At 68.4% G+C, this 19,347-nt stretch carries 21 protein-coding genes; 9 read left to right on the top strand and 12 right to left on the bottom strand.

The window, feature by feature from the left end:
- Positions 1-3 precede the first annotated feature (3 nt).
- Positions 4-897, top strand: a complete 894-nt coding sequence (locus ACVJ6E_RS06515; RefSeq protein ID WP_120267559.1) for a LysR family transcriptional regulator — start codon at positions 4-6, stop codon at positions 895-897.
- Between the two features lie 18 nt (positions 898-915).
- Here ACVJ6E_RS06515 and ACVJ6E_RS06510 read toward each other — a convergent pair whose 3' ends face one another.
- The 4 genes from ACVJ6E_RS06510 to ACVJ6E_RS06495 all read right to left on the bottom strand — a co-directional run bounded on the left by ACVJ6E_RS06510 (position 916) and on the right by ACVJ6E_RS06495 (position 4,391).
- Entirely contained in the window at positions 916-2,142 is a 1,227-nt protein-coding gene (locus ACVJ6E_RS06510; protein WP_120267558.1) for an MFS transporter, read from the bottom strand.
- 251 nt (positions 2,143-2,393) lie between these two features.
- Entirely contained in the window at positions 2,394-3,485 is a 1,092-nt protein-coding gene (arsB, locus tag ACVJ6E_RS06505; protein WP_097176202.1) for an ACR3 family arsenite efflux transporter, read from the bottom strand.
- Between the two features lie 20 nt (positions 3,486-3,505).
- The gene (locus ACVJ6E_RS06500) at positions 3,506-4,015 is read right to left on the bottom strand and encodes an arsenate reductase ArsC (protein WP_120268320.1); all 510 of its coding nucleotides are present in this window, start codon (positions 4,013-4,015) and stop codon (positions 3,506-3,508) included.
- Positions 4,016-4,058: 43 nt separating this feature from the next.
- A complete protein-coding gene (locus ACVJ6E_RS06495; RefSeq protein WP_120267557.1) occupies positions 4,059-4,391 on the bottom strand; it encodes an ArsR/SmtB family transcription factor in 333 nt (110 codons plus the stop codon).
- 121 nt (positions 4,392-4,512) lie between these two features.
- Between ACVJ6E_RS06495 and ACVJ6E_RS06490 the strand changes: the two genes are divergently transcribed.
- The 3 genes from ACVJ6E_RS06490 (at position 4,513) to ACVJ6E_RS06480 (ending at position 6,393) form a co-directional block, all read left to right on the top strand.
- Positions 4,513-4,863, top strand: a complete 351-nt coding sequence (locus tag ACVJ6E_RS06490; protein WP_120267556.1) for a nitrate reductase — start codon at positions 4,513-4,515, stop codon at positions 4,861-4,863.
- Complete coding sequence (locus tag ACVJ6E_RS06485) at positions 4,860-5,615, top strand: methyltransferase domain-containing protein (RefSeq protein WP_120267555.1); 756 nt, start codon at positions 4,860-4,862, stop codon at positions 5,613-5,615. Before ACVJ6E_RS06490 ends, ACVJ6E_RS06485 begins: the two co-directional genes overlap by 4 nt.
- Before the next feature lie 82 nt (positions 5,616-5,697).
- Complete coding sequence (locus ACVJ6E_RS06480; RefSeq protein ID WP_120267554.1) at positions 5,698-6,393, top strand: amino acid racemase; 696 nt, start codon at positions 5,698-5,700, stop codon at positions 6,391-6,393.
- A 10-nt stretch (positions 6,394-6,403) separates the two neighbouring features.
- On the opposite strand, the gene ACVJ6E_RS06475 is transcribed toward ACVJ6E_RS06480, so the two are convergent.
- Positions 6,404-6,979 (bottom strand): XRE family transcriptional regulator, encoded by a 576-nt coding sequence (locus tag ACVJ6E_RS06475; RefSeq protein ID WP_208996619.1) that lies wholly within the window; start codon positions 6,977-6,979, stop codon positions 6,404-6,406.
- A 136-nt stretch (positions 6,980-7,115) separates the two neighbouring features.
- Here ACVJ6E_RS06475 and ACVJ6E_RS06470 point away from each other — a divergent pair, with 136 nt between their 5' ends.
- The 3 genes from ACVJ6E_RS06470 (at position 7,116) to ACVJ6E_RS06460 (ending at position 9,627) form a co-directional block, all read left to right on the top strand.
- Positions 7,116-7,514 (top strand): hypothetical protein, encoded by a 399-nt coding sequence (locus tag ACVJ6E_RS06470; protein WP_147421814.1) that lies wholly within the window; start codon positions 7,116-7,118, stop codon positions 7,512-7,514.
- A 76-nt stretch (positions 7,515-7,590) separates the two neighbouring features.
- The gene (locus ACVJ6E_RS06465) at positions 7,591-8,112 is read left to right on the top strand and encodes a copper chaperone PCu(A)C (RefSeq protein WP_120267551.1); all 522 of its coding nucleotides are present in this window, start codon (positions 7,591-7,593) and stop codon (positions 8,110-8,112) included.
- Positions 8,113-8,241: 129 nt separating this feature from the next.
- Positions 8,242-9,627 (top strand): PepSY-associated TM helix domain-containing protein, encoded by a 1,386-nt coding sequence (locus tag ACVJ6E_RS06460; protein WP_120267550.1) that lies wholly within the window; start codon positions 8,242-8,244, stop codon positions 9,625-9,627.
- Positions 9,628-9,700: 73 nt separating this feature from the next.
- Here ACVJ6E_RS06460 and ACVJ6E_RS06455 read toward each other — a convergent pair whose 3' ends face one another.
- On the bottom strand, positions 9,701-10,687 hold the full coding sequence (locus ACVJ6E_RS06455; protein WP_120267549.1) for a nucleoside recognition domain-containing protein: 987 nt from the start codon (positions 10,685-10,687) through the stop codon (positions 9,701-9,703).
- 116 nt (positions 10,688-10,803) lie between these two features.
- On the opposite strand from ACVJ6E_RS06455, the gene ACVJ6E_RS06450 reads away from it, so the two are divergent.
- Both ACVJ6E_RS06450 and ACVJ6E_RS06445 read left to right on the top strand, forming a co-directional pair.
- Complete coding sequence (locus ACVJ6E_RS06450; RefSeq protein WP_120267548.1) at positions 10,804-11,262, top strand: Lrp/AsnC family transcriptional regulator; 459 nt, start codon at positions 10,804-10,806, stop codon at positions 11,260-11,262.
- A gap of 28 nt (positions 11,263-11,290) precedes the next feature.
- The gene (locus tag ACVJ6E_RS06445; RefSeq protein WP_120267547.1) at positions 11,291-11,881 is read left to right on the top strand and encodes a hypothetical protein; all 591 of its coding nucleotides are present in this window, start codon (positions 11,291-11,293) and stop codon (positions 11,879-11,881) included.
- 10 nt (positions 11,882-11,891) lie between these two features.
- Here the strand turns inward: ACVJ6E_RS06445 and ACVJ6E_RS06440 are convergent, their stop codons facing one another.
- From ACVJ6E_RS06440 to ACVJ6E_RS06415, 6 genes are read right to left on the bottom strand one after another with little or no spacing between them, the layout of a single operon-like run.
- Complete coding sequence (locus tag ACVJ6E_RS06440; RefSeq protein ID WP_120267546.1) at positions 11,892-12,302, bottom strand: DUF3830 family protein; 411 nt, start codon at positions 12,300-12,302, stop codon at positions 11,892-11,894.
- Positions 12,303-12,322: 20 nt separating this feature from the next.
- Entirely contained in the window at positions 12,323-13,732 is a 1,410-nt protein-coding gene (gene hydA / locus ACVJ6E_RS06435; RefSeq protein ID WP_120267545.1) for a dihydropyrimidinase, read from the bottom strand.
- Between the two features lie 10 nt (positions 13,733-13,742).
- A complete protein-coding gene (locus ACVJ6E_RS06430) occupies positions 13,743-14,471 on the bottom strand; it encodes an amino acid ABC transporter ATP-binding protein (protein WP_120267544.1) in 729 nt (242 codons plus the stop codon).
- A 2-nt stretch (positions 14,472-14,473) separates the two neighbouring features.
- Positions 14,474-17,383: an FAD-dependent oxidoreductase gene (locus ACVJ6E_RS06425; RefSeq protein ID WP_120267543.1), complete on the bottom strand. Its 2,910-nt coding sequence runs from the start codon at positions 17,381-17,383 to the stop codon at positions 14,474-14,476.
- 16 nt (positions 17,384-17,399) lie between these two features.
- Positions 17,400-18,290: a dihydrodipicolinate synthase family protein gene (locus tag ACVJ6E_RS06420; protein ID WP_120267542.1), complete on the bottom strand. Its 891-nt coding sequence runs from the start codon at positions 18,288-18,290 to the stop codon at positions 17,400-17,402.
- Between the two features lie 23 nt (positions 18,291-18,313).
- Entirely contained in the window at positions 18,314-19,006 is a 693-nt protein-coding gene (locus ACVJ6E_RS06415; protein ID WP_067216143.1) for an amino acid ABC transporter permease, read from the bottom strand.
- Positions 19,007-19,347 lie beyond the last annotated feature (341 nt).

Genomic DNA, 19,347 nt, shown 5'->3' with positions numbered 1-19,347 from the left:
ATAATGGAACAGCTCACCGCACTTCGCATCTTCCGCCGGGTGGTGGACGACGGCTCCTTCGCCGGAGCCGCGCGCAGCCTGTCGCTGTCGCCGGCGGCGATCAGCAAGAATGTCGGCGAGCTGGAAGCCCATCTCGGCGTGCGCCTGCTCAACCGCACGACCCGGCGGATGAGCCTGACCGAGCCGGGCCGGCTCTACTATGAGCAGGTGGCCCGCATTCTCGACGATCTCGCCGAGGCGGACGGGTCGATGCAGCCGCTGCGCCACCGGCCGAGCGGCCTGCTGCGGGTTGCGGCGCCGATCAGCCTGACGGTGACCCGCCTGTCGCGCACGTTCACCGCCTTCATGCAAGCCTATCCGGAAGTCGAGATCGACCTGCACCTGGACGACCGGCGGGTGGACCTGGTCAAGGACGGCTTCGACATCGCCATTCGCGGCACGCCGAAGCTGGAGGATTCCAGTCTCGTCGCCCGGCGGCTGATGGTGATGCGCCACGTGATCTGCGGGGCGCCGGGTTATTTCGACAAGGCCGGCCGGCCGCGCCACCCGGAGGAACTGGCGAGCCACCGGATCGTGCAGTTCTCGCTGTCCGGCAATGCCACGGAATGGATGCTGGAGCGCGCGGGCGAGCGCGTGACGATGCCGGTCGCAAGCCGCTACCGGATATCGACCAGCCTTGCCGTGCGCGAGGCGCTGCTGGACGGCTACGGCCTGTCGCTGATCCCCGCCCCTTACGTGCGCGAGGAGATCGCCTCCGGGCGGCTGGAGACGGTGCTGGACGGCTGGGCTGCGGCGGATACGCAGGTCTATGCGGTCTATCCCTCGCGCCGCTACCTGCTGCCGAAGGTGCGCGCGCTGATCGACTATCTGGCCGAGGACCTGCAGAGCGAGGCGTGACGCCCGATCATCGCGGGGTCAGCGCGGAGCCTTAAGCGCCGCGAACCAGAAGCCGAGGCACAGCGACAGCGCGCCGACGAAGATCGCCGCCAGCACCGCGCCATAACCGCCCGAGGCCTGCCACAGCAGCGCGGCGGCGAGCGGGGCGAGCGCCTGCATGAAGTTCATCGGCCCGGTGAGCGAGCCGCTGACCGCGCCATAGGCCTCGCGGCTGACCATCTCCGGCACGGCGAGGCCGCGCACGATGGTGATCATGCCGTTGGCCGCGCCGTAGACGGCGGCGACGGCGCCGATCACCAGCACCGAGGGCGGAGCGAAGGCGAGCGCCGCAGCGGCCAGCGGAAAGACGATGACGACCGCCGAGCCGATGACCCGCACGGGTGCCGCCGGTGCCAGCATGCGGATGGCGATGCGCCCGGCGACCTGGGCCGGGCCGATCACCGCCATCACCGCAACGACGCCGGCCGCATCCAGCCCCCGCTCCAGCAGCAGCGGATAGAGATGATAGGTCAGCGAGGAAAACGCCGCCGCATAGGAGACCCAGGCAAGCATCAGGCCCCAATAGGACGGCCGGCGCATCGCCGCCGCCACCGCACGGCGCCCCGAGAGCGGCGCGCTGCCGTCCTCGTAGACCGGAGCGGGCGCATCGCGCGCCGGATTGATCGCCAGGAAATAGAGCGAGGCGCACAGCAGGCCGTTGACGCCAGCCATCACCACCAGCGCGCCGCGCCAGCCCTGCGTCTCGATCAGGAGCTGGATGACCGGAATGAAGACGGTGCTGGCGAACCCGCCCCACAAGGTGAGCGCGGTGATGCCGCCGCGCGCCCGCAAGGGGCCGACGCGCCGGGCGATGACGGCAAAGGCCGGCTCGTAGAGCGTTGCCGCCTGCAGCATGCCGAGCCCGGCAAGCACCACATAGAAGGCCGCGACCTCTTCCACCTGCGACCAGGCGAGAAGCAGCAACCCGGCGAGCACGGAGGCACCCGCCATGAGGTAGCGCCCGCGCCCCCGGTCGATGGCCGCGCCGACCGGATAGGCCGCCATGCTGGCGAGCACCACGCCGAGGGTCGCGGCCCCGTAGAGAACCGGCTTGGACCAGCCGAGGTCGCCGCGCATCGCCTCGGCGATCAGCGGGAAGCCGTAGAACAGCGTGCCCCAGGAACAGATCTGCGCGATGCCGAGCGCCGTGATGAACCAGCCGGTTCCGGCTGCTTGCGCATCAACGCCAAGGGGGCGCTGCGACATCTCACATGGTCCTTGTGAAACCGGGCCGGAGCGGCGCCGGGCATTGGCGGGTCGAACGTTCGAAACGGGCAGCCGCAGGCAAGAACGGCAAGGGAAAGGCAGGATCGGTGGGGCGGGTACGGTCGGCGCGGTCCTCCCCTGACAGGAACACCGGGCCGCGCAGCACGCCTTCTTCGAAAACCAGAACAAGGGTTACGGCGCAGCTTGCCGCCCGGCAAGAGCTTTCCTTCGCGCGAAACGGCAGGCCGGCGTCAGTCCGCGCTGCCCGCCACCCGCGATCCGCGCTCGTACCAGCCGCGCGATCGGTTGACGATCCACACCACCGACAACATCACCGGCACCTCGACCAGCACGCCGACGACGGTGGCGAGCGCGGCCCCCGAATTCAGCCCGAACAGGGCGATGGCCGCCGCGACCGCCAGCTCGAAGAAGTTCGAGGCGCCGATCAGGGCGGACGGGCCGGCGACGCAATGCTGCTCGCCGGAGATCCGGTTGAGCAGGTAGGCGAGGCCCGAGTTGAAATAGACCTGGATCAGGATCGGCACGGCGATCAGCGCGATGATGAGAGGCTGGGCGATGATCCGCTCGCCCTGGAAGCCGAAGAGCAGAACCAGGGTCGCCAGAAGCGACACCAGCGAGAGCGGCTGCAGCAGCCCGACCAGCCGGTCGAGCGCCCGCTGTCCGCCGCTCGCCAGTAGTCGGCGGCGCACCAGCTGCGCAACGATCACCGGCAGCACGATATAGAGCACCACCGAGATCAGCAGCGTATCCCAGGGCACCGTGATCGCGGAGAGACCCAGCAGCAGACCGACGATGGGCGCGAAGGCGACGATCATGATCGCATCGTTCAGCGCCACCTGCGACAGGGTGAAATTGGGCTCGCCGCGCGTCAGGCTGGACCATACGAACACCATCGCCGTGCAGGGCGCGGCCGCCAGGATGATCAGGCCGGCGATATAGGAATCGATCTCCCCCTCCGGCAGCCAGGGCCGGAACAGGAAGCCGATGAACAGCCAGCCGAGCAGCGCCATCGAAAAGGGCTTCACCGCCCAGTTGATGAACAACGTGACGCCGATGCCCCGCCAGAACGTGCCGACCTGGGCCAGCGAGGCGAAATCCACGCGCAGCAGCATCGGCACGATCATCAGCCAGATCAGCACGGCGACCGGCAGGTTGACCTGCGCGACCTCGGCGGAGGCGATTGCGCCGAACACGCCGGGCAGCAGATGCCCGAGGCCGATGCCGGCAACGATGCACAGCGCAACCCAGACCGTGAGGTATTTCTCGAAGAAACCGATGGCCGGGGCATCCTGCGCCTCCGCCACGAGAGCGTGATCCGTCATGTGACTGTCCCTGAATGCGGTCAGCCTGCGCGAGGCAGGTCGCGGCCGATCTCCCCGAGCCGCGCCTGAAGCGTCATGCGGTCGAGCGAGGCCAGCGGAAGAGCGGTGAAGATGGAGATGCGGGTGGAAAGCATGCGCCAGGTGTCGGCAAAGGCAAGCGCCTGCGCGGTTTCCGTCCCCTCGACGGCCGCAGGATCGGGCACGCCCCAATGGGCGGTCATCGGCTGGCCCGGCCAGACGGGGCAGGCCTCGCCGGCCGCGTTGTCGCAGACGGTGAAGACGAAATCCATCACCGGGGCGTCCGGGGCGGCGAACTCCTCCCAGCTCTTGGAGCGGGCAAAGCCTGTCTCGATCCCGAGCTTGCCGAGCAGGGCCAGCGCCTGCGGATGGACCTCGCCCTTGGGCTGGGAGCCGGCGGAAAATGCACGGAACCGTCCCTTGCCGTCCCGGTTGAGGATCGCCTCGGCAAGGATCGAGCGGGCGGAATTTCCGGTGCACAGAAACAGCACGTTGTAGATGCGATCGCTCATGTTGCTCTCCATGTTTCCTCCGGCGCGGACGGCCGGCCGAGGGTCAGCACTTGCAGGTCACCGCGTCGATCACCGGGCGGCAGAGCTCGGGCGCGCCGTTGCAGCAGTCCTCCATCAGGAAGGCCAGCAGATCGCGGAAGCCCGTCATGTCGGCGGTGTAGCGCACGATGCGCCCCTCCCGCTCGGCGCGGATGAGACCGGCCTGGGTCAGCGTCTTGAGATGGGCGGAGACGGTGTTCTGGACCGCGCCGAGGCGAGCCGAGACATCGCCGGCGGCAATGCCGTCCGGCCCGGCCTGCACCAGCAGGCGGAAGATGTCGAGCCGGGTCTCCTGCCCGAGAGCGGCCAGGGCGGCGAGTGCGGATATCTTATCCATTTATCTCTCCTTCTGGATATATCGATACATTGAGAAGACACCCTCCGCAAGCGGCTTGACGCGCGCATCCGCATTCGCCAATCTTGAAACGTTATTACATAACAGATCAGGATCCCGGCGCATGAGCCTCTTCGTCAATCCGTTCGCCCCGCGCGACCGGCGCCCCTCCCGCCCCGAGCCGGCCGCAAACGGTGCCGAGGCGGAGGCGGAACGGCACGCCCAGCGCCAGCGCATCAAGGAGGCGGTGCGCCAGGTGCTGGCGCCCGGCGAGGACGCGGTGATTTCCATCAGCGAGCTTGCCTGCGGCGAGGATGGCTGCCCGGACGTGGAAACGGTGATCGGCATCCACGAGGCCGGCGCGCCCGCACGCCGGCTGCGCCTGCACCTGCCGCTGGCCGAGGTGGGCCTTGCGGATATCGCGGCTGCCGCAGAGGATGCCCGCCGAACCGCAGACAAGGACGCTTCCGCATGAGCACGAACCCCGTCGACCTGATGACCGAGCGCCTGCTGGACGAGGCGGGAATCGCCCCCGGCTGGACGGTGGTCGATATCGGCTGCGGGCCCGGCGCGGTGACGCGGATGATCGCCCGCCGCGTCGGCCCTGGGGGCCGGGTGCTGGCCGTCGACCGAGATCTCGCCATGCTGGACATGACCCGGCGCATGGCGGCGGACGAAGGCCTTGCCAATGTGAGCGTCATCGAGGGCGGCTTCGATGCGGAGCTTCCCGGCCACGGAACGATCGACGCCGTCGTCGGCCGCAGGGTGCTGATGTACCAGGGCGATCCGGTCGCGGCGGTGGAAGCGCTCGGCCCCGCGCTCAGGCCCGGCGGGGTCGTCGCCTTTCACGAGCACGACGCCTCACGGCTGGTGCCCGGGCGCCATCCCCTGCCCCTGCATGACGAGGTGCGCGACTGGCTGGCAAAGATGCTGAGCCGAGAAGGCGCGCGGCTCGACATGGGGCTGACGCTGCACGAGGTGATGAGCGCAGCGGGCCTTGCCGTCGAGAGCGTGCGGGCGGAAGCGAACCTCCTGACCCCCGACAGCAGCTATCCCGTCGGCATGATCGTGCGGGCGGTGATGCCCCGGCTGGAGCGCTTCGGCATCACCGACATGGCCAGCGCCGATCCGGACACGCTGGACGAGCGGCTGCGACAGGAGCGGCAGGCGAACGGCGCCACCTGCCTGTGGGAGCTGGTGTTCCGCGCCGTTGCCCGGAAGATGTGAGCGCCTCTCCGCCCGTCCGGTTGACCAGCACAATTGTTCGATATAATGAACAATTGTACGGAACGATGGATGGAGCGCGGAAATGGTACGGCATGTCGGCATCATCGCCTGTTCGGCGGAAGGGGCGGCGGAGTGCTACCGCACCCTTTGCGCGCAAGCCGAGCCCCTGCTCGGGGCCCACGGAAATCCGCCGGTGAGCCTGCACATGCAGCCGCTCGCCGAGTATGTCCGCCATCTGGATGCCGGGCGCGCTGATCTCGTCGGCGAGCTGATGCTGGACAGTGCAAAGCGGCTGCAAGCCTGCGGCGCGGACATGCTGATCTGCCCGGACAACACCATCCACCAAGGCCTGCCGCATGTGGCGGACCGCATGCCCCTGCCCTTCCTGCATATCGCCGAGGTGGTGGCCGAGGAGGCGGCGCGCCGCGGCTTCCGGCGGCTGGCGCTGACCGGCACGGTGTGGCTGACCGAAAGCGACGTCTATCCGCAGGCGCTCGGCAAGCAGGGCATCGAGACCGTGCTGCCGACGAAGGCGGAGCGGACCGAGATCGGCCGCATCATCATGGACGAGCTGGTGCGCGGGAAGCTGGAGGCCCCGGCGGAGGCCTATTTCCAGCACGTCATCGGCCGCATGGCGCGCGAGGACGGGTGCGACGCCGTGGTGCTCGGCTGCACGGAAATCCCGCTCCTGATGAACGACGGCAACTCGCCGCTGCCGACGCTCGATTCGACGCGGCTGCTGGCGCTCGCCGCCCTGCGGCACGCGGTAGAGGGGTGATCTGCCGGCCCTAGCCGTGCTCGATGATCAGCACGGCGCGGGTGTCCGGCTCCAAGGCCTCGAAAGCGTGAGGGACATCCCCCGGATAGGCGGCATAGTCGCCGGCGGCTAGCTCCACCTCGCTCCCCTGCGGGCCGAGACGGGCGCGGCCGCGCATCACCACCACATGCTCGCGCGTGCCAGGCCCATGACCGGGCGAGAGATGCGGGGAGCCGGGCTCCGCCTCGATCACGTACAGATCGCGCCTTGTGCCGGGTCCGGCCGCGGACAGCAGGCGGGCGAGATAGTCGGCATGATCCGAGCGGGTCGACGGTCCCTCCCCGGCGCGGATCACCTCGACCTCGGCGCGTGGTGCCTCCAGCAGCGTGGCAACGCTGACGCCCAGCGCGTTGGCGAGCAGCCAAAGCGTCTCGATGGCCGGGTTGCCGCTCCCGGCCTCCAGCTGCGACAGGGTCGACTTGGCAAGGCCCGCGGCGCGCGCAAGCTCGCTTGCCGACAGGCCGGCACGCTGGCGCTCGCGGCGCACCGCAGCGCCGACCACGGCACCGATGCCGGTTGCTCCCTTGATGCCCTCGCTGCCGTCCACCTCTTCGCCTTTCGCAAATGCCGACCCTGCGCCGGCGCCCATGCGACGACTATAAAAGCGCGCGTCCCGTGGAGCCATCGGCTCCGCGACGATTTCCCCTCGTGACAGACGCGCCCGGGGCCGCTAGAGAGCGGCAATGCACAGCATGAGGGAACTCCTGAAGGACCGGTTGCTGACGTGGTCGATGGCCGCGACGATCGTCCTTGCCATGCTGCTGCAGGGCCTTGTCGCCGCCAATGCGCGCACGGTGATGGCCGCCGACGGCACCAGCCCGGCCTATGTGCTGTGTTCGCCGACGGCAATCGCCGATCCGGGCGACGACCATCCGCTCAAGGACCTCGCCCGCGACTGCTGCTCGACGCTGTGCAAGCTCGCCTGCGCCGGCGGCACGCTGGCAGCCCCTGCCGCGATCGACCTGCCCGCGCCCGAGGCGGCCGAGACCGACGCCTGGGTGCCCGCCCCGGCTCCGACCGCGCTTGCGCGCGCGGAAGGACCGCCGCCACCGGCCCGCGCACCGCCGCATATCTCCATCTGACGCAAGCCAATACCCAAGGACCGGCCGCGCCCGAAGGCCGCCGGTCAGCATAATTGCGACTTATGGAGCCTATCCCATGCGTATTCTTCAGTTCGTCTTCGCGGCAGCCCTGACGCTCGTCGCCTTCGTCGGCGCCCAGGCCCACAGCTACCGGGCCGGCGAGATCCAGATCGGTCATCCCTGGACCCGCGCCACCCCGCCCGCCGCCAAGGTGGCCGGCGCCTTCATGAGCTTCACCAACGAGGGCGGCGCGGCCGACCGTCTGGTCGGCGGTTCCTCGCCGATTGCCGAAAAGGTCGAGATCCACACGATGGAAATGGCCGGCGGCGTCATGAAGATGCGCCCGCTTGCCGATGGCCTCGAGGTGCCGGCCGGCGCCAAGGTGGAGCTCGCGCCCGGCGGCATCCACATCATGCTGATCGGCCTCAAGCAGCCCATCGCCGAAGGCGACAAGGTGCCGCTGACCCTCACCTTCGAGAAGGGTGGCGACATCGAGGTCGAGCTGGCCGCCGACAAGATGGGCGCCGGCGGCAAGGCGCAGGACCATGGAGCCCATGGTCACGGCGAGAGCAAGAAGACCGACCACAGCACCCACTGATCCCGGCACGGCGCCGGGCGAGGCTTTCGGGCCGGCGCCACCGGATCGTCCCGACAAACGGCACCGAGGCCGTCCCGCCGCCGCCGCATTGCGCGCGGCGCAGGGATCGTTGTGCCCGGAGATCAATCCATGACCGATACCACCGCGCAGGGCGCCGGAACGGGGGCGCTCGCCTCCCCCGCTTCCAGCTCCGACCTCTATCGCGCCGTCTGGCGCTGGCACTTCTATGCGGGCCTTCTGGTTCTGCCCTTCATGATCACGCTCGCCGTCACCGGCGCGCTCTATCTCTTCCGCGACGAGCTGGACGCGATCCTGCACGCGGACCTGAAACGGGTGGAGGTCCGCGAAAATGTCGCCAGAGCCGCCCCGTCCGCCATCGTCGCGGCGGCACTCGACGCCTATCCCGGCCGGGCGGTGAAATACATCTCGCCAGCGGGTGACCGGGATTCGGCGGAGATCACTGTCAGCGCCGACACGGGCCAGCGGCTGGCCGTCTATGTCGATCCCTATGATGCCACGGTGCTGGGCGCCCTGCCCGACCGCGGCACAGTGATGTGGACCGTGCGCTACCTGCACAGCCTGCGCTATTTCGGCCCGACCGTGCGCGCCGTCATCGAGATCGTCGGCGGCTGGTCGATCCTGCTGGTCGGGACCGGCATCTATCTGTGGTGGCCGCGCAGACGCGGGCGCGGCGGCGTCACCAGCATACGCGGCACGCCGAAGAGCCGGATGTTCTGGCGCGATACACATGCGGTGACCGGCATCTTCGTCGGCTTCTTCATCGTGTTTCTGGCAATTACCGGCATGCCGTGGTCCGGCAACTGGGGCGCCAAGGTCAACGAATGGGCCAACGGCAACAACTTCGGCTATCCGTCCGGCGTGCGCGTCGACGTGCCGATGTCGGACGCAAAGCTCGCCGAGATCGCACCGACCACATGGTCGCTGGAACAGGCGCGAATCCCGCAGTCAACCGACGCCGCGCCGCAGGCACGCGATATCGGCCTCGACCGGGCGGTGGAGATCGTCGACGGCCTGGGCCTGCACCGGGGATACACCATCGGCCTGCCCTCCTCGCCGACCGGCGTCTACTCGGCCTCGATCTATCCGGACGACCTGGCGCAGCAGCGCGTCGTGCATCTCGACCAGTACAGCGGCAAGCCGCTGGTCGACATGAGCTATGCCGATTACGGCCCGCTCGGCCGATGGCTGGAATTCGGCATCAACACGCATATGGGCCAGCAGTTCGGCCTGGCGAACCAGCTCCTGCTGGTCGTCGTGTGCCTGGCCATCGTGATGCTGGCCGTCTCCGCCGGCGTGATGTGGTGGAAGCGGCGACCAGCGGGAAGCCTCGGCGTACCGCCGATGCCGGCGGACAGACGGGTGTTCCGCGGGCTGCTGGCGATCCTCGCCATCGGCGGCATCGTCTTCCCGCTGGTCGGCCTGTCGCTGATCGCGATGCTGGCCGTCGACCTGCTGGTGATCCGCCCGCTCGGCACGTGCCTGTCGGCGCGCTGACGGCGCATCGGAAACGGCTCGCGGCGGCATAAGCTGCCGCGAGCCTCAAGCGTAAAACGTCAGGCGGCAAGGCTCAGGCCGCATCGGCCCCGGCTTCGCGCGCGGCGCGGGCCTGTGCCGGTTCGGCGAACAGGATCCAGTCCGGGATCAGCGAGACGACCTTGGCCAGCAGCGCCGTTGCGACGACGGCGAAGAGCAGCCGGCCGAAGAAGACGCTGGTGAAATCCGCCCCCACCGCGACGACGATCAGCGTGTCCTCGATCAGGCTGTGGGCAAAGCCCATGAAGGCGCTGGCGAGGAACACCTGGCGCGGGTCGACGCGCGATTCCCGCGCCTCGCGGATCAGCAAGCCGCCGCCATAGGAAATGCCGAGCAGCAGGCCAACGGACGCGAACGGTACGGCGGGCGGAGCAATGCCCGCGAGACGGAACAGCGGCACCAGCGCGCGGATCAGCCGGTCCATGATGCCGGTGACCTTGAGGATGTCCATCAGCCAGCACAGGCCGAACAGGATCACCAGCATCATCAGCAGGGTCTTGCCGAGGCCGATGGCGAAGCCGGTCCAGGTTGAGGTTTCCTCCATCGGCATCCACACCGGCGACAGCGGCGTGGAGAGCCAGCCGGTGGCCTCGTAAAGCTGGTGGAGAAGCGCCGCGCAGGCGAGACCGCCGGCGATGCGCAGCACCGTGGTGATCCAGAAGCCCGGCCCGGCGCGCTGGATGATGCGCTGCTCGATGGGCAGCGCATGCGCGAAGAGCAGCAGGGTCGAGAAGACGGTGATGTCGGCCACGGTCAGCTCGGACACCGGCACCAGGGCGAAGACGATGACGATGGCGCCCCACAGGCCGATCAGCAGGCCGGTGAGCCAGGCGAGCGCGATCTCCGGCGGCAGGCCGTAGAGCTGCATCACCGGCTCGAAATACGGCGACATGGCGCGGATGGCGCCCAGACGCGCCAGAATCTCGACGATCACCATGACCGGCACGATGATACGCACCAGTTCCCAATAGATTCCAAAGGTATCGCGGGTCCGCTGGATCAGCTGCGCACGCACAGACATTCGAGTCACTCCGACATTTTCGTGCGCTACCGATACCGCAGCCGCGCGGCATTTTTGGTCAAACTTTGCAGCTTCGTGCAATTTTATTGCATAGTGATCCGAACGCTGGAGACGCCATGGATCGCATCGACAGGAAGCTGCTGAACCTGCTGCAGGCGGACGCCGCGCGCACCAATGCCGACCTTGCCGAGGAGGTCGGCCTGTCGCCGTCGAGCTGCCTGCGCCGCATCCGCAGGCTGAAGGCGACCGGCGTCATCGACCGCACGGTCGCCATCCTCAACCCGACACGCGCCGGCAAGGGCCTGAAGGCCGTGGTGACGGTGGAACTGGAGCGCCACGGCGAACAGCAGACCCGCCGCTTCCTGGCGCTGGTGGAGAACGAGCCGGCGGTGGTGCAGGCCTACAGCGTCAGCGGCGAGACCGACGTGGTCCTGATGCTCCGGCTGTCGGGCATGGAGGAATTCGACGGCTTGTGCGAACGTCTGTTCCGCAACGAGACCAATGTGGCACGCTTCTACACGATGTTCGTGATCCGCACCGGCAAGGAGACCACGGCGATCCGGCTGGCGCCGTGAAACAAGCGAGACTGGAGAACGCGACACGATGGAGACGATCGTCCCCAATGCCGGCGCCTTCATGCATGTACGGGTGTTCATCGGCATCATCACGGGCCTGTGCGTGGCGCGCCTGCTGAACGGGCTCGCCAACCTGGTGCAGAACCCGAGCCGCGAACATCTCTACAGCGTCCATATCGGCTGGGCGCTGTTCCTGCTGCTTTCCGTGATGCATTTCTGGTGGTTCGAGATCGGCCTGGCCCGGATCGAACGCTGGACGTTCGACCTCTACTTCCTGGTGGTGGCCTACGCCTCGTGCTTCTTCTTCACCTGCGCCATCCTGTTTCCGGACAAGGTCGGCGAGAATGCGAGCTACCGGGACTATTTCCACACCCGCCAGAAGTGGTTCTACGGGCTGCTGGCGACGCTGTTCTGCATCGACATGCTGGATACGGCGATGAAGGGAGCCGAGCACTTCCGCTCGTTCGGGGCGTTCTACCCGCTGCGACAGACGGTGCTTGCCGCCCTCTCCGTCGCGGCGATGTGGATACGCTCGTCGCGCTTCCACATCGCCTTCATGGTGGTGGCGCTGGCCGCGGAGGTCTTCTGGATCCTCGACCAGTTCGCCGTGCTGGACTGAGCCTGAAGGGTCAGGCCACCTCGAAGCGGATGTCCTGCGCGCCTTCCCACAGCACCTTGCGGCCGAGCTCGGGCAGCTTGTCGAGGTTGGAGGTCAGCGTGATGAAGTGGTTGCCGGCCAGCTGGCCCATCTTCGAGGAGAAGTCGACGCCGCCATAGGCGAGCAGGATCTCCGTCTCGCTGATGCCGCCGGGATAGAGCAGGATGTGGCCCGGCGCCGGATGGCTGGTGTGGTTCTCGTAGCCGACGCCGAAGGACAGGTCGCCGAGCGGGATCCACACGCCCTCGCCGGACCAGCGCACATGCACGATCTGCCCGGCAAAGGGCATGCGCGCCAGGAAGGCCTTGCAGGTCTCCGGCGCCTTTTCCGTCTCCAGCACCGCATCGAAGGTGAAGGGGCCGGCGGTGATCTTGATCTTCATGGTGTTTCCTCCTTTGGAAGTCAAAGCGGTGCGGCACCGCGGGTGCGGGCCGAACGATAGGTGCCGTCGCCCTTGGCGCCGACGAGCGTGTTGTCGCGGACCATCACCCGACCGCCGAGGATGACGGTGGTCGGCCAGCCGGTGATCTCCAGCCCCTCGTAGGGCGAGTAGTCGGCCCCGTCATGCAGGTCCGCATGGCGGATGGTGCGCTTTTCCGTCGGGTCCCAGATCGCAAGGTCGGCATCGGAGCCGATGGCGATGGTGCCCTTCTCCGGATAGAGGCCGTAGGTGCGCGCATGCGCGGTCGCGGCCAGCGAGACGAAGCGCGGCAGGTCGATCCGCCCCTTCATCACGCCTTCGGAAAAGAGGATCGGCAGCCGCGTCTCGACGCCGGGAATGCCGTTCGGAATGTGCCGGAAGCTGGTGAGGCCCTTCGGATTGCGCTTGCCGCGCTCGTCGTCGTAGCGGAACGGACAATGGTCGGACGAGAACAGGTCGAAGACGCCCGTCTCGATGCCGCGCCAGCACTCGGCCTGGGCCGCCTTGTCGCGCGGCGGCGGGGAGCAGACGAACTTCGCCCCCTCCCAGTCCATGCCGTCGAGATCCTCGGCCGTCAGCACCAGGTATTGCGGGCAGGTCTCGCCAACCACCTTGAGCCCGCGCGCGCGGGCTCGCGCGATTTCCTCCATCGCCTCGCCGTTGGAGACATGGACGATGACAATGGGCACATCGGCGATCTCGGCGAGTGACAGCGCCCGGTGCGTCGCCTCGCGCTCCACCGCCACGGGACGGGTGGAGGCATGGGCGCGCGGGGCGACGTCGCCGGCCGCCTCGTGCCGGGCGATCAGGAAGCGGATCGCGTCCTCGTTCTCGCAATGGACCATGACGGTGGCGCCGGTCGAACGGGCGACGTCCAGCGTCTTGAGGATTTCCGCATCGCTGAGCCGCAGGTCCTCGTAGGTCATGAAGACCTTGAAGGAGGAATAGCCGTCGGCGGCGAGCGCCGGCAGCTCCTGGCCGAGCAGCGAATCCGTCGGGTCCGAGACGATCAGGTGAAAGCTGACATCGGTGTAGCAGTTGCCCTCGGCCAGCTTGTGATAGGCGGTCAGCGCCTCGCGCATCGGCCGCCCCTTCTCCTGCAGGCAGAAGGGCATGATGGTGGTGTTGCCGCCGAACAGAGCCGAGAGCGTGCCGCTCTCGAAGTCGTCGGCCATGACGATGCCCTCGCCCGAGGGCTGCGAGACGTGGACATGGCTGTCGATGCCGCCGGGCAACACGTACTTGCCTCTCGCGTCGATCACCTCGCAATCGCCCGTCAGCGCCTCGCCGATCTGGGCGATGCGCCCGTTGCGAATGCCGATATCGGCACGGAACACGTCCGAGGCGGTGGCGATGGTGCCGCCGCGCACGATCAGGTCGAAACGGTCCATGTCCGCCCCCTCAGTGATGCAGGATCTTGCCGAGGAAGGCCTCGGTGCGCGGGTTGTGGCGGGCGGTGAAGAACTCCTCGGTCGGCCGGTCTTCCACGATCTCGCCCTGGTCGATGAACACCATGCGGGTGGCGACGCGGCGGGCGAAGCCCATCTCGTGGGTGACGACCATCATCGTCATGCCCTCGCTTGCCAGGGAGGTCATCACGTCCAGCACCTCGGAGATCATCTCCGGGTCGAGCGCGGAGGTCGGCTCGTCGAACAGCATCGCCTTGGGGTTCATGGCGAGTGCACGGGCGATCGCCACACGCTGCTGCTGGCCGCCGGACAGCTGGCCCGGATACTTGTGCGCGTGTCCGCTCATGCCGACGCGCTCCAGAAGCTCCATCGTCCTGGTGCGGGCGACCTGCTGGTTGCGGTTCAGCACGATGCGCTGGGCCAGCATGATGTTGTTCTCGATGGTGAGATGCGGGAACAGCTCGAAATTCTGGAACACCATGCCGACCAGCGAGCGCAGCTCGGGAAGGTTGGTCTGCGGGTCGTTGACCTCGACCCCGTCGACCCGGATCGAGCCTTCCTGGATCGGCTCCAGCGCGTTGACGCACTTGATCAGGGTGGACTTGCCCGAGCCGGACGGGCCGCAGACGACGACGACCTCGCCCTTGGCGACGCTGGTCGAACAGTTCTTCAGGACGGGGAACTTGCCGTAGTACTTCGTAACTCCGGTGATCTCGATCATGGTCACCCTCCTTGGAACCGGGAAATGGAAAAGGCCGTGAGGTCGCGGCCGGGATCGCGGCCGCGCACCAGCGCCGCCGTCAGTTGCCCGACGATGGGGCCGAGCGTGTAGCCGTTGGATGTCACGGCATTGAAGAAGCCGGGCATGGCCGGGTGCTGCCCCAGGATCGGCGCGCCATCGATATTGATGTTCATCGCCGCCCAGCTGCGGATCACATGCAGCTTGCGCAGGCCCGGCACGACGTGCTGGGCGACCCAGAGATTGCCCTCGAGGCTGGAAAACAGCGGGCGCGGATGGCTGTGCACGGGATCGAGGCCGGCGGTCCAGCCACCGCCGATCAGGAAATTGCCGTTGGCCGCCTGCTTCAAGGTCAGGTGCCGGTCGGCATGGGCAACGAGATGGGAGACGGCGGGCGCGGCCGCCTCGGTCACCACCATCTGCAGCGGCGCGCCGAAGACGGGAACGTCGAGCCCGAGCATGGCGCCGATCCGCGCGGCGAAGGCACCGGCGGCATTGACGAGACGCCCGGCGCGCAAGGTGCCCCGCGAGGTCTCCACGACGAAGCCAGAGCCCTCGCGCCGGATCGCCAGAACCTCGGTGCGGTCGAACACGCGGGCACCGGCCGCGACAGCGGCCTCCAGCACATGGCGGGTGGCGACCAGCGGGTTGATCTTGCCCTCCTGCGGGCAGTAGGCCGCGCCGATCATCGCCGGCGACAGGGCCGGCTCGAGCCGGGCGAGATCCTCGCGGCCGATCACCTGGCAGTCGATGCCGTGGCTGCGCTCGACGCGGGTCTTTTCCTCCAAGAAGCGCAGATGCGCCTCGGTCTCGGCAACCATCACGCCGCCGGTGATCTTCATCTCGAAGTCGCGGCCGAGCCGGACCTCGAGCTCCCGCCAAAGGTCGATGGAATCGCGCTGCAGCGGCAGGGTGCGGGCGGCGGCGCCGCCGTCGCCTTCCGCCTTGGCGCCATGGTCGAAGGACAGCAGCTGGGCATGCAGGCTGCCGGCATTGCCGCCCGAGGCGAGCCCGCCGGGGAAGCCGCGCTCGACCACCGCAACCTCCTCCCCCGCCTCGGCGAGGAAGAGCGCGGTCGACAGGCCGGCAATCCCAGCGCCGATGACGAGGGTTGCGACCTCACGGATCGGCAGCGGTCCCGGAGCCTCCAGCGGCGGACGTTCGGGCAGCAAGGCCCGCTTGTGGCCGCCCCATTCGGGCTTTTCGAGCGCGAGCGCTGCCAGCGGCACCGGGCGCAGCGGCATCTGCGGGGCGAGCAGACCGTTGGTCTCGTTGGCCGGACGGCCGGCCAGCGCGGTCAGCGTGCGCCCGCAATAGCGCCCCTGGCACCGGCCCATGCCAGCGCGCGTCAGTCGCTTCAAGGTGGCGATGTCCGGCGGACCGCCGGCGGCCGTCTCGCGCAGCACGCTCAAACCGACGCTCTCGCAGCGACAGGACAGCGTGGCGCCAGCGTCGGCCTGCGCGTCCTCCGCCGGGCGGAACAGCTGCCACAGCGCCTGCTGGAAGCGGCGGGCGCGGGCAAGCCGGCGCTGCGCGGCCGGGTCGGGCGCGACGCCGAGCCCGAGCTTGCGCGCAATGGCGAGGCCGGCCAGACGCCCGGCCGCCATGGCGACATGGGCACCGCCGAAGCGCGCGGCCTCGCCGACGATATGGACGTGCGGATCGGAGCTTTCGCCGGCCTCGTCGCAATGCGCGACCAGCGTGCCGTCGCCGGCAACCACATGGGCAAGGCCCAGCAGGCGCGACAGCTCGTTGGACGGGACGAAGTCGCCGCCGACCAATACCGTATCGACCTCGAGCACCTCTTCGCCGGACGGGCCTTCGAGGCGCACGGCTTCGGCGTGGCTCTCGCCCAGCACTTCGACGGCGCGGGTCTGCCAGCGGATGGAAACGCCGGCGCGCTGCAGGGCGGCGATCTCGCCCATGCCCTTCAGCGCAAGCGCCGGATCGGCCTGCAGGATGGCGATGGCATCGCGCGGGCTCGACCAGGGCGCGCGGGCCCGGTCGGCCAGGCACACGACCTTGCCGCCATGGCGCAGGATCTCTCCCGCTACCTGGATGTTGAGCGGGCCGTTGCCGGTGATGGCGAACCGGCGTCCGGGAAGACTGGCGTAGCTGCGCAGGAGGGTCTGCGCCGCGCCCGTGGTCATGACGCCCGGCAGGGTCCAGCCGGGAAGCGCGGCCGGCCGCTCGAACGCGCCGGTGGCGATAACGAGCATGCGCGGGCGCATGTAGAAGGCGCCGTCGGGGCCGAGGCAACCGAGCACGGAAGCTCCGTCCGCCTGGCGCTCGGCGCCCCAGACCGTGACGCCGGAGAGAAGCTCCACGCCGCAGACGCGGGCCTCGGAGACAAGGCCGGCACCGTCCTGCGCCTGCCGGTCGTGGGCGAGCGCTGCCCGCGCTTCCCCGGTTGCCGGCTGCTTGTAGAACTGGCCGCCGGCAGCGGGGCGCTCGTCGACAAGGGTGACGCTGGCTCCCGCACGGGCTGCGGCAATGGCGGCGGAAAGTCCGCCCGGCCCAGCGCCGACGACGAGAACGTCGACGGCACGAGAGGGCAATTCCGCCGGCACGGGTGCAAGGTCGGTGAGCGAAGACGAGAGAATGTCGGGACGCGCGGCCTGCCGCTCGACCCGCATGCCGTCCTGCACCTTGGTCATGCAGGCGCGCTGGCTGGTCCGTCCGTCGATAGTGACGAGACAGTCGTGGCACACGCCCATGCCGCAGAAGAGCCCGCGCGAACGGCCCGCCGCATCGCGCGAGAAGGCGGAGCGCCCGCCGGCCGCAAGAGCTGCGGCGACGGACGTGCCCGGATCGACACGGTGCGCCTCGCCGTCCAGATGGACGGTCACGAGGTCTGGGGCCGGCCTGGCGTTGTGCGGGGCCGCAGCGGACATGGGTGTCTGCCTCCGGTCAGTTCTCGAAGCGCAGGCCGAACTGCTCGACCAGCGCCTTCATCTGCGCATCCTGCGCCGGCGGCAGCGGCAGGCGCGGCGGCAGCGGCGCGCCGGTCGCAAAGCCCATATGCGAGAGCAGCGACTTCGTGCCGGCAACATAGGCCTGGCCGCCGACCGCCTGGATGATCGGCAACCACTCCAGATAGAGCGCGCGGGCCGCATCGTAATCCTTGTCGTCGGCCGCGAGCGTGAAGATGCGCGACATCGGCCCCGGCGCGACGTTGGAGGCGACCGCCACCCAGCCCTGCGCGCCCATCACGAAGGATTCGAACCCGAGGATGCCGCCGAACGGCACCATGCGGTCGCCGGCAAGGCGCACGATGTCGCGGATACGCGTCACCTCGAGAGTGGATTCCTTGACGTAGTCGCAGCCGTCGATCTCGGCGATGCGGGCCAGCAGCTCCGGCTTCATGTCGACATTCGACGTCGCCGGGTTGTTGTAGACCATGATCGGGATCGAGATCGCCGCGGCGATGGTGCGGTAATGCTCGACCAGCTCGTCGTCGGTGGGGGTGGAGTAGAACGGCGGGATGATCATCACGCCGTCGGCGCCCATCTCCTGCGCCTTGCGGGCGAGCCGGACGCATTCGCGCGTGTCCTCCGCGCCGGTGCCGATCAGCACCGGCACCCGGCCGGCGGCGGTGTCGATCACCGTGCGCGCCACCGCGTCCTTGTCCTCTTCGGACAGCGAGAGGAACTCGCCGGTGGAGCCGAGCGGGATGAGGCCGTGCACGCCTTCGCGGATCTGCCAGTCGGTGAAGGCCGCGAGTGCTGAAAGGTCGGGCCTGCCGTTGCCGTCGACCGGCGTGATCATCACGGTGAAGACACCGCGAAATTTCGTAGACATCTTGAAGTTACCCTTATGAAAGTTCAGCGCTTTTCCGTGAGACCCACGGCGGCGGTCGACTGGCCGAACCGGCGTTCGATGCGTCGCTGGACGAAGTCCCAGAGCGTTGTCAGGATGAGGTAGTAGAGGGCCGCGACCGCGAAGAGCTCCAGCACCATGAACTTCTCCTGGATGAGCACCTGGGTGCGGCGCAGCAGCTCTTCCATGGAAATGACGGAGGTGACGGAGGTGGTCTTGAGCAGGCCGTTCACCGAGTTGCCGAGCGGCGGGATGATGACCTTGAAGGCCTGCGGCATGATGATGTAGCGCATGATCTGGCGCTCGGTCATGCCCAGCGCCCGGGCGGCCCGGGACTGGCCTTCCGGCACGGCCTCGATGCCCGCGCGGATGATCTCGGCGAGATAGGCCGCCTCGTTGAGCGCAAGGCCGATCAGGGCGGCCTCCACCACCGAGAAGCGGATACCGAGCTGCGGCAGCGCGGTGTAGATGACGATGAGCTGCACCAAGAGCGGCGTGCCGCGGAACAGCCAGATGTAGAACCAGGCGATGCCGCGCACCACCTGCAGCTTCGACCGGCGCATCAGGGCGATGAGGAAGCCGAGGAACAGGCCGCACAACAACGAGACGCAGGTCAGCCAGATTGTCGTGAAGACGCCTTCGAGAATGTAGGCGTTGGTGAGATAGTTGAAGAAACCTGACCAGTTCCAGACTGACATGGCGGGCCTTTCTATCGGGTGCGGCAGGAGGCGGGCGGCACCGCCGCCCCGAAGGAAGCAGGCCGGAGACCGGCTGCAGGCTTTCGGGGACGGAACGGGTCGAACGACATGCAAGCGCCAGCGACAGGGTCGCGCCCTTCCGAGAAGGAAGAGACAACGAGGTGAGATGGGGCCACGGGTTGGTTTGCTTTTCCCGCATTCATTTGGTATACCGATTTAATACACAGCAGCAAGGCCTGCGCAAGTCCCTTTGTCGGACCTGTGCACGCCTCTCCCTCACAGCCCTGCTAAGGCAGCTTCGAAAGGCACCGATGTCGCCCGTCTCGTCCCGCCCGGCGGGG

The organism is Stappia sp. G46H5W (assembly GCF_058448995.1).
This window is presented reverse-complemented; position numbering and strand designations above follow the sequence as displayed.

Coding starts and splice junctions, on each gene's coding strand:
- ACVJ6E_RS06515 (WP_120267559.1), top strand. CDS start 4: ATGGAACAGCTCACCGCACTTCGCATCTTCCGCCGGGTGGTGGACGAC.
- ACVJ6E_RS06510 (WP_120267558.1), bottom strand. CDS start 2,142: ATGTCGCAGCGCCCCCTTGGCGTTGATGCGCAAGCAGCCGGAACCGGC.
- arsB (WP_097176202.1), bottom strand. CDS start 3,485: ATGACGGATCACGCTCTCGTGGCGGAGGCGCAGGATGCCCCGGCCATC.
- ACVJ6E_RS06500 (WP_120268320.1), bottom strand. CDS start 4,015: ATGAGCGATCGCATCTACAACGTGCTGTTTCTGTGCACCGGAAATTCC.
- ACVJ6E_RS06495 (WP_120267557.1), bottom strand. CDS start 4,391: ATGGATAAGATATCCGCACTCGCCGCCCTGGCCGCTCTCGGGCAGGAG.
- ACVJ6E_RS06490 (WP_120267556.1), top strand. CDS start 4,513: ATGAGCCTCTTCGTCAATCCGTTCGCCCCGCGCGACCGGCGCCCCTCC.
- ACVJ6E_RS06485 (WP_120267555.1), top strand. CDS start 4,860: ATGAGCACGAACCCCGTCGACCTGATGACCGAGCGCCTGCTGGACGAG.
- ACVJ6E_RS06480 (WP_120267554.1), top strand. CDS start 5,698: ATGGTACGGCATGTCGGCATCATCGCCTGTTCGGCGGAAGGGGCGGCG.
- ACVJ6E_RS06470 (WP_147421814.1), top strand. CDS start 7,116: ATGCACAGCATGAGGGAACTCCTGAAGGACCGGTTGCTGACGTGGTCG.
- ACVJ6E_RS06465 (WP_120267551.1), top strand. CDS start 7,591: ATGCGTATTCTTCAGTTCGTCTTCGCGGCAGCCCTGACGCTCGTCGCC.
- ACVJ6E_RS06460 (WP_120267550.1), top strand. CDS start 8,242: ATGACCGATACCACCGCGCAGGGCGCCGGAACGGGGGCGCTCGCCTCC.
- ACVJ6E_RS06455 (WP_120267549.1), bottom strand. CDS start 10,687: ATGTCTGTGCGTGCGCAGCTGATCCAGCGGACCCGCGATACCTTTGGA.
- ACVJ6E_RS06450 (WP_120267548.1), top strand. CDS start 10,804: ATGGATCGCATCGACAGGAAGCTGCTGAACCTGCTGCAGGCGGACGCC.
- ACVJ6E_RS06445 (WP_120267547.1), top strand. CDS start 11,291: ATGGAGACGATCGTCCCCAATGCCGGCGCCTTCATGCATGTACGGGTG.
- ACVJ6E_RS06440 (WP_120267546.1), bottom strand. CDS start 12,302: ATGAAGATCAAGATCACCGCCGGCCCCTTCACCTTCGATGCGGTGCTG.
- hydA (WP_120267545.1), bottom strand. CDS start 13,732: ATGGACCGTTTCGACCTGATCGTGCGCGGCGGCACCATCGCCACCGCC.
- ACVJ6E_RS06430 (WP_120267544.1), bottom strand. CDS start 14,471: ATGATCGAGATCACCGGAGTTACGAAGTACTACGGCAAGTTCCCCGTC.
- ACVJ6E_RS06425 (WP_120267543.1), bottom strand. CDS start 17,383: ATGTCCGCTGCGGCCCCGCACAACGCCAGGCCGGCCCCAGACCTCGTG.
- ACVJ6E_RS06420 (WP_120267542.1), bottom strand. CDS start 18,290: ATGTCTACGAAATTTCGCGGTGTCTTCACCGTGATGATCACGCCGGTC.
- ACVJ6E_RS06415 (WP_067216143.1), bottom strand. CDS start 19,006: ATGTCAGTCTGGAACTGGTCAGGTTTCTTCAACTATCTCACCAACGCC.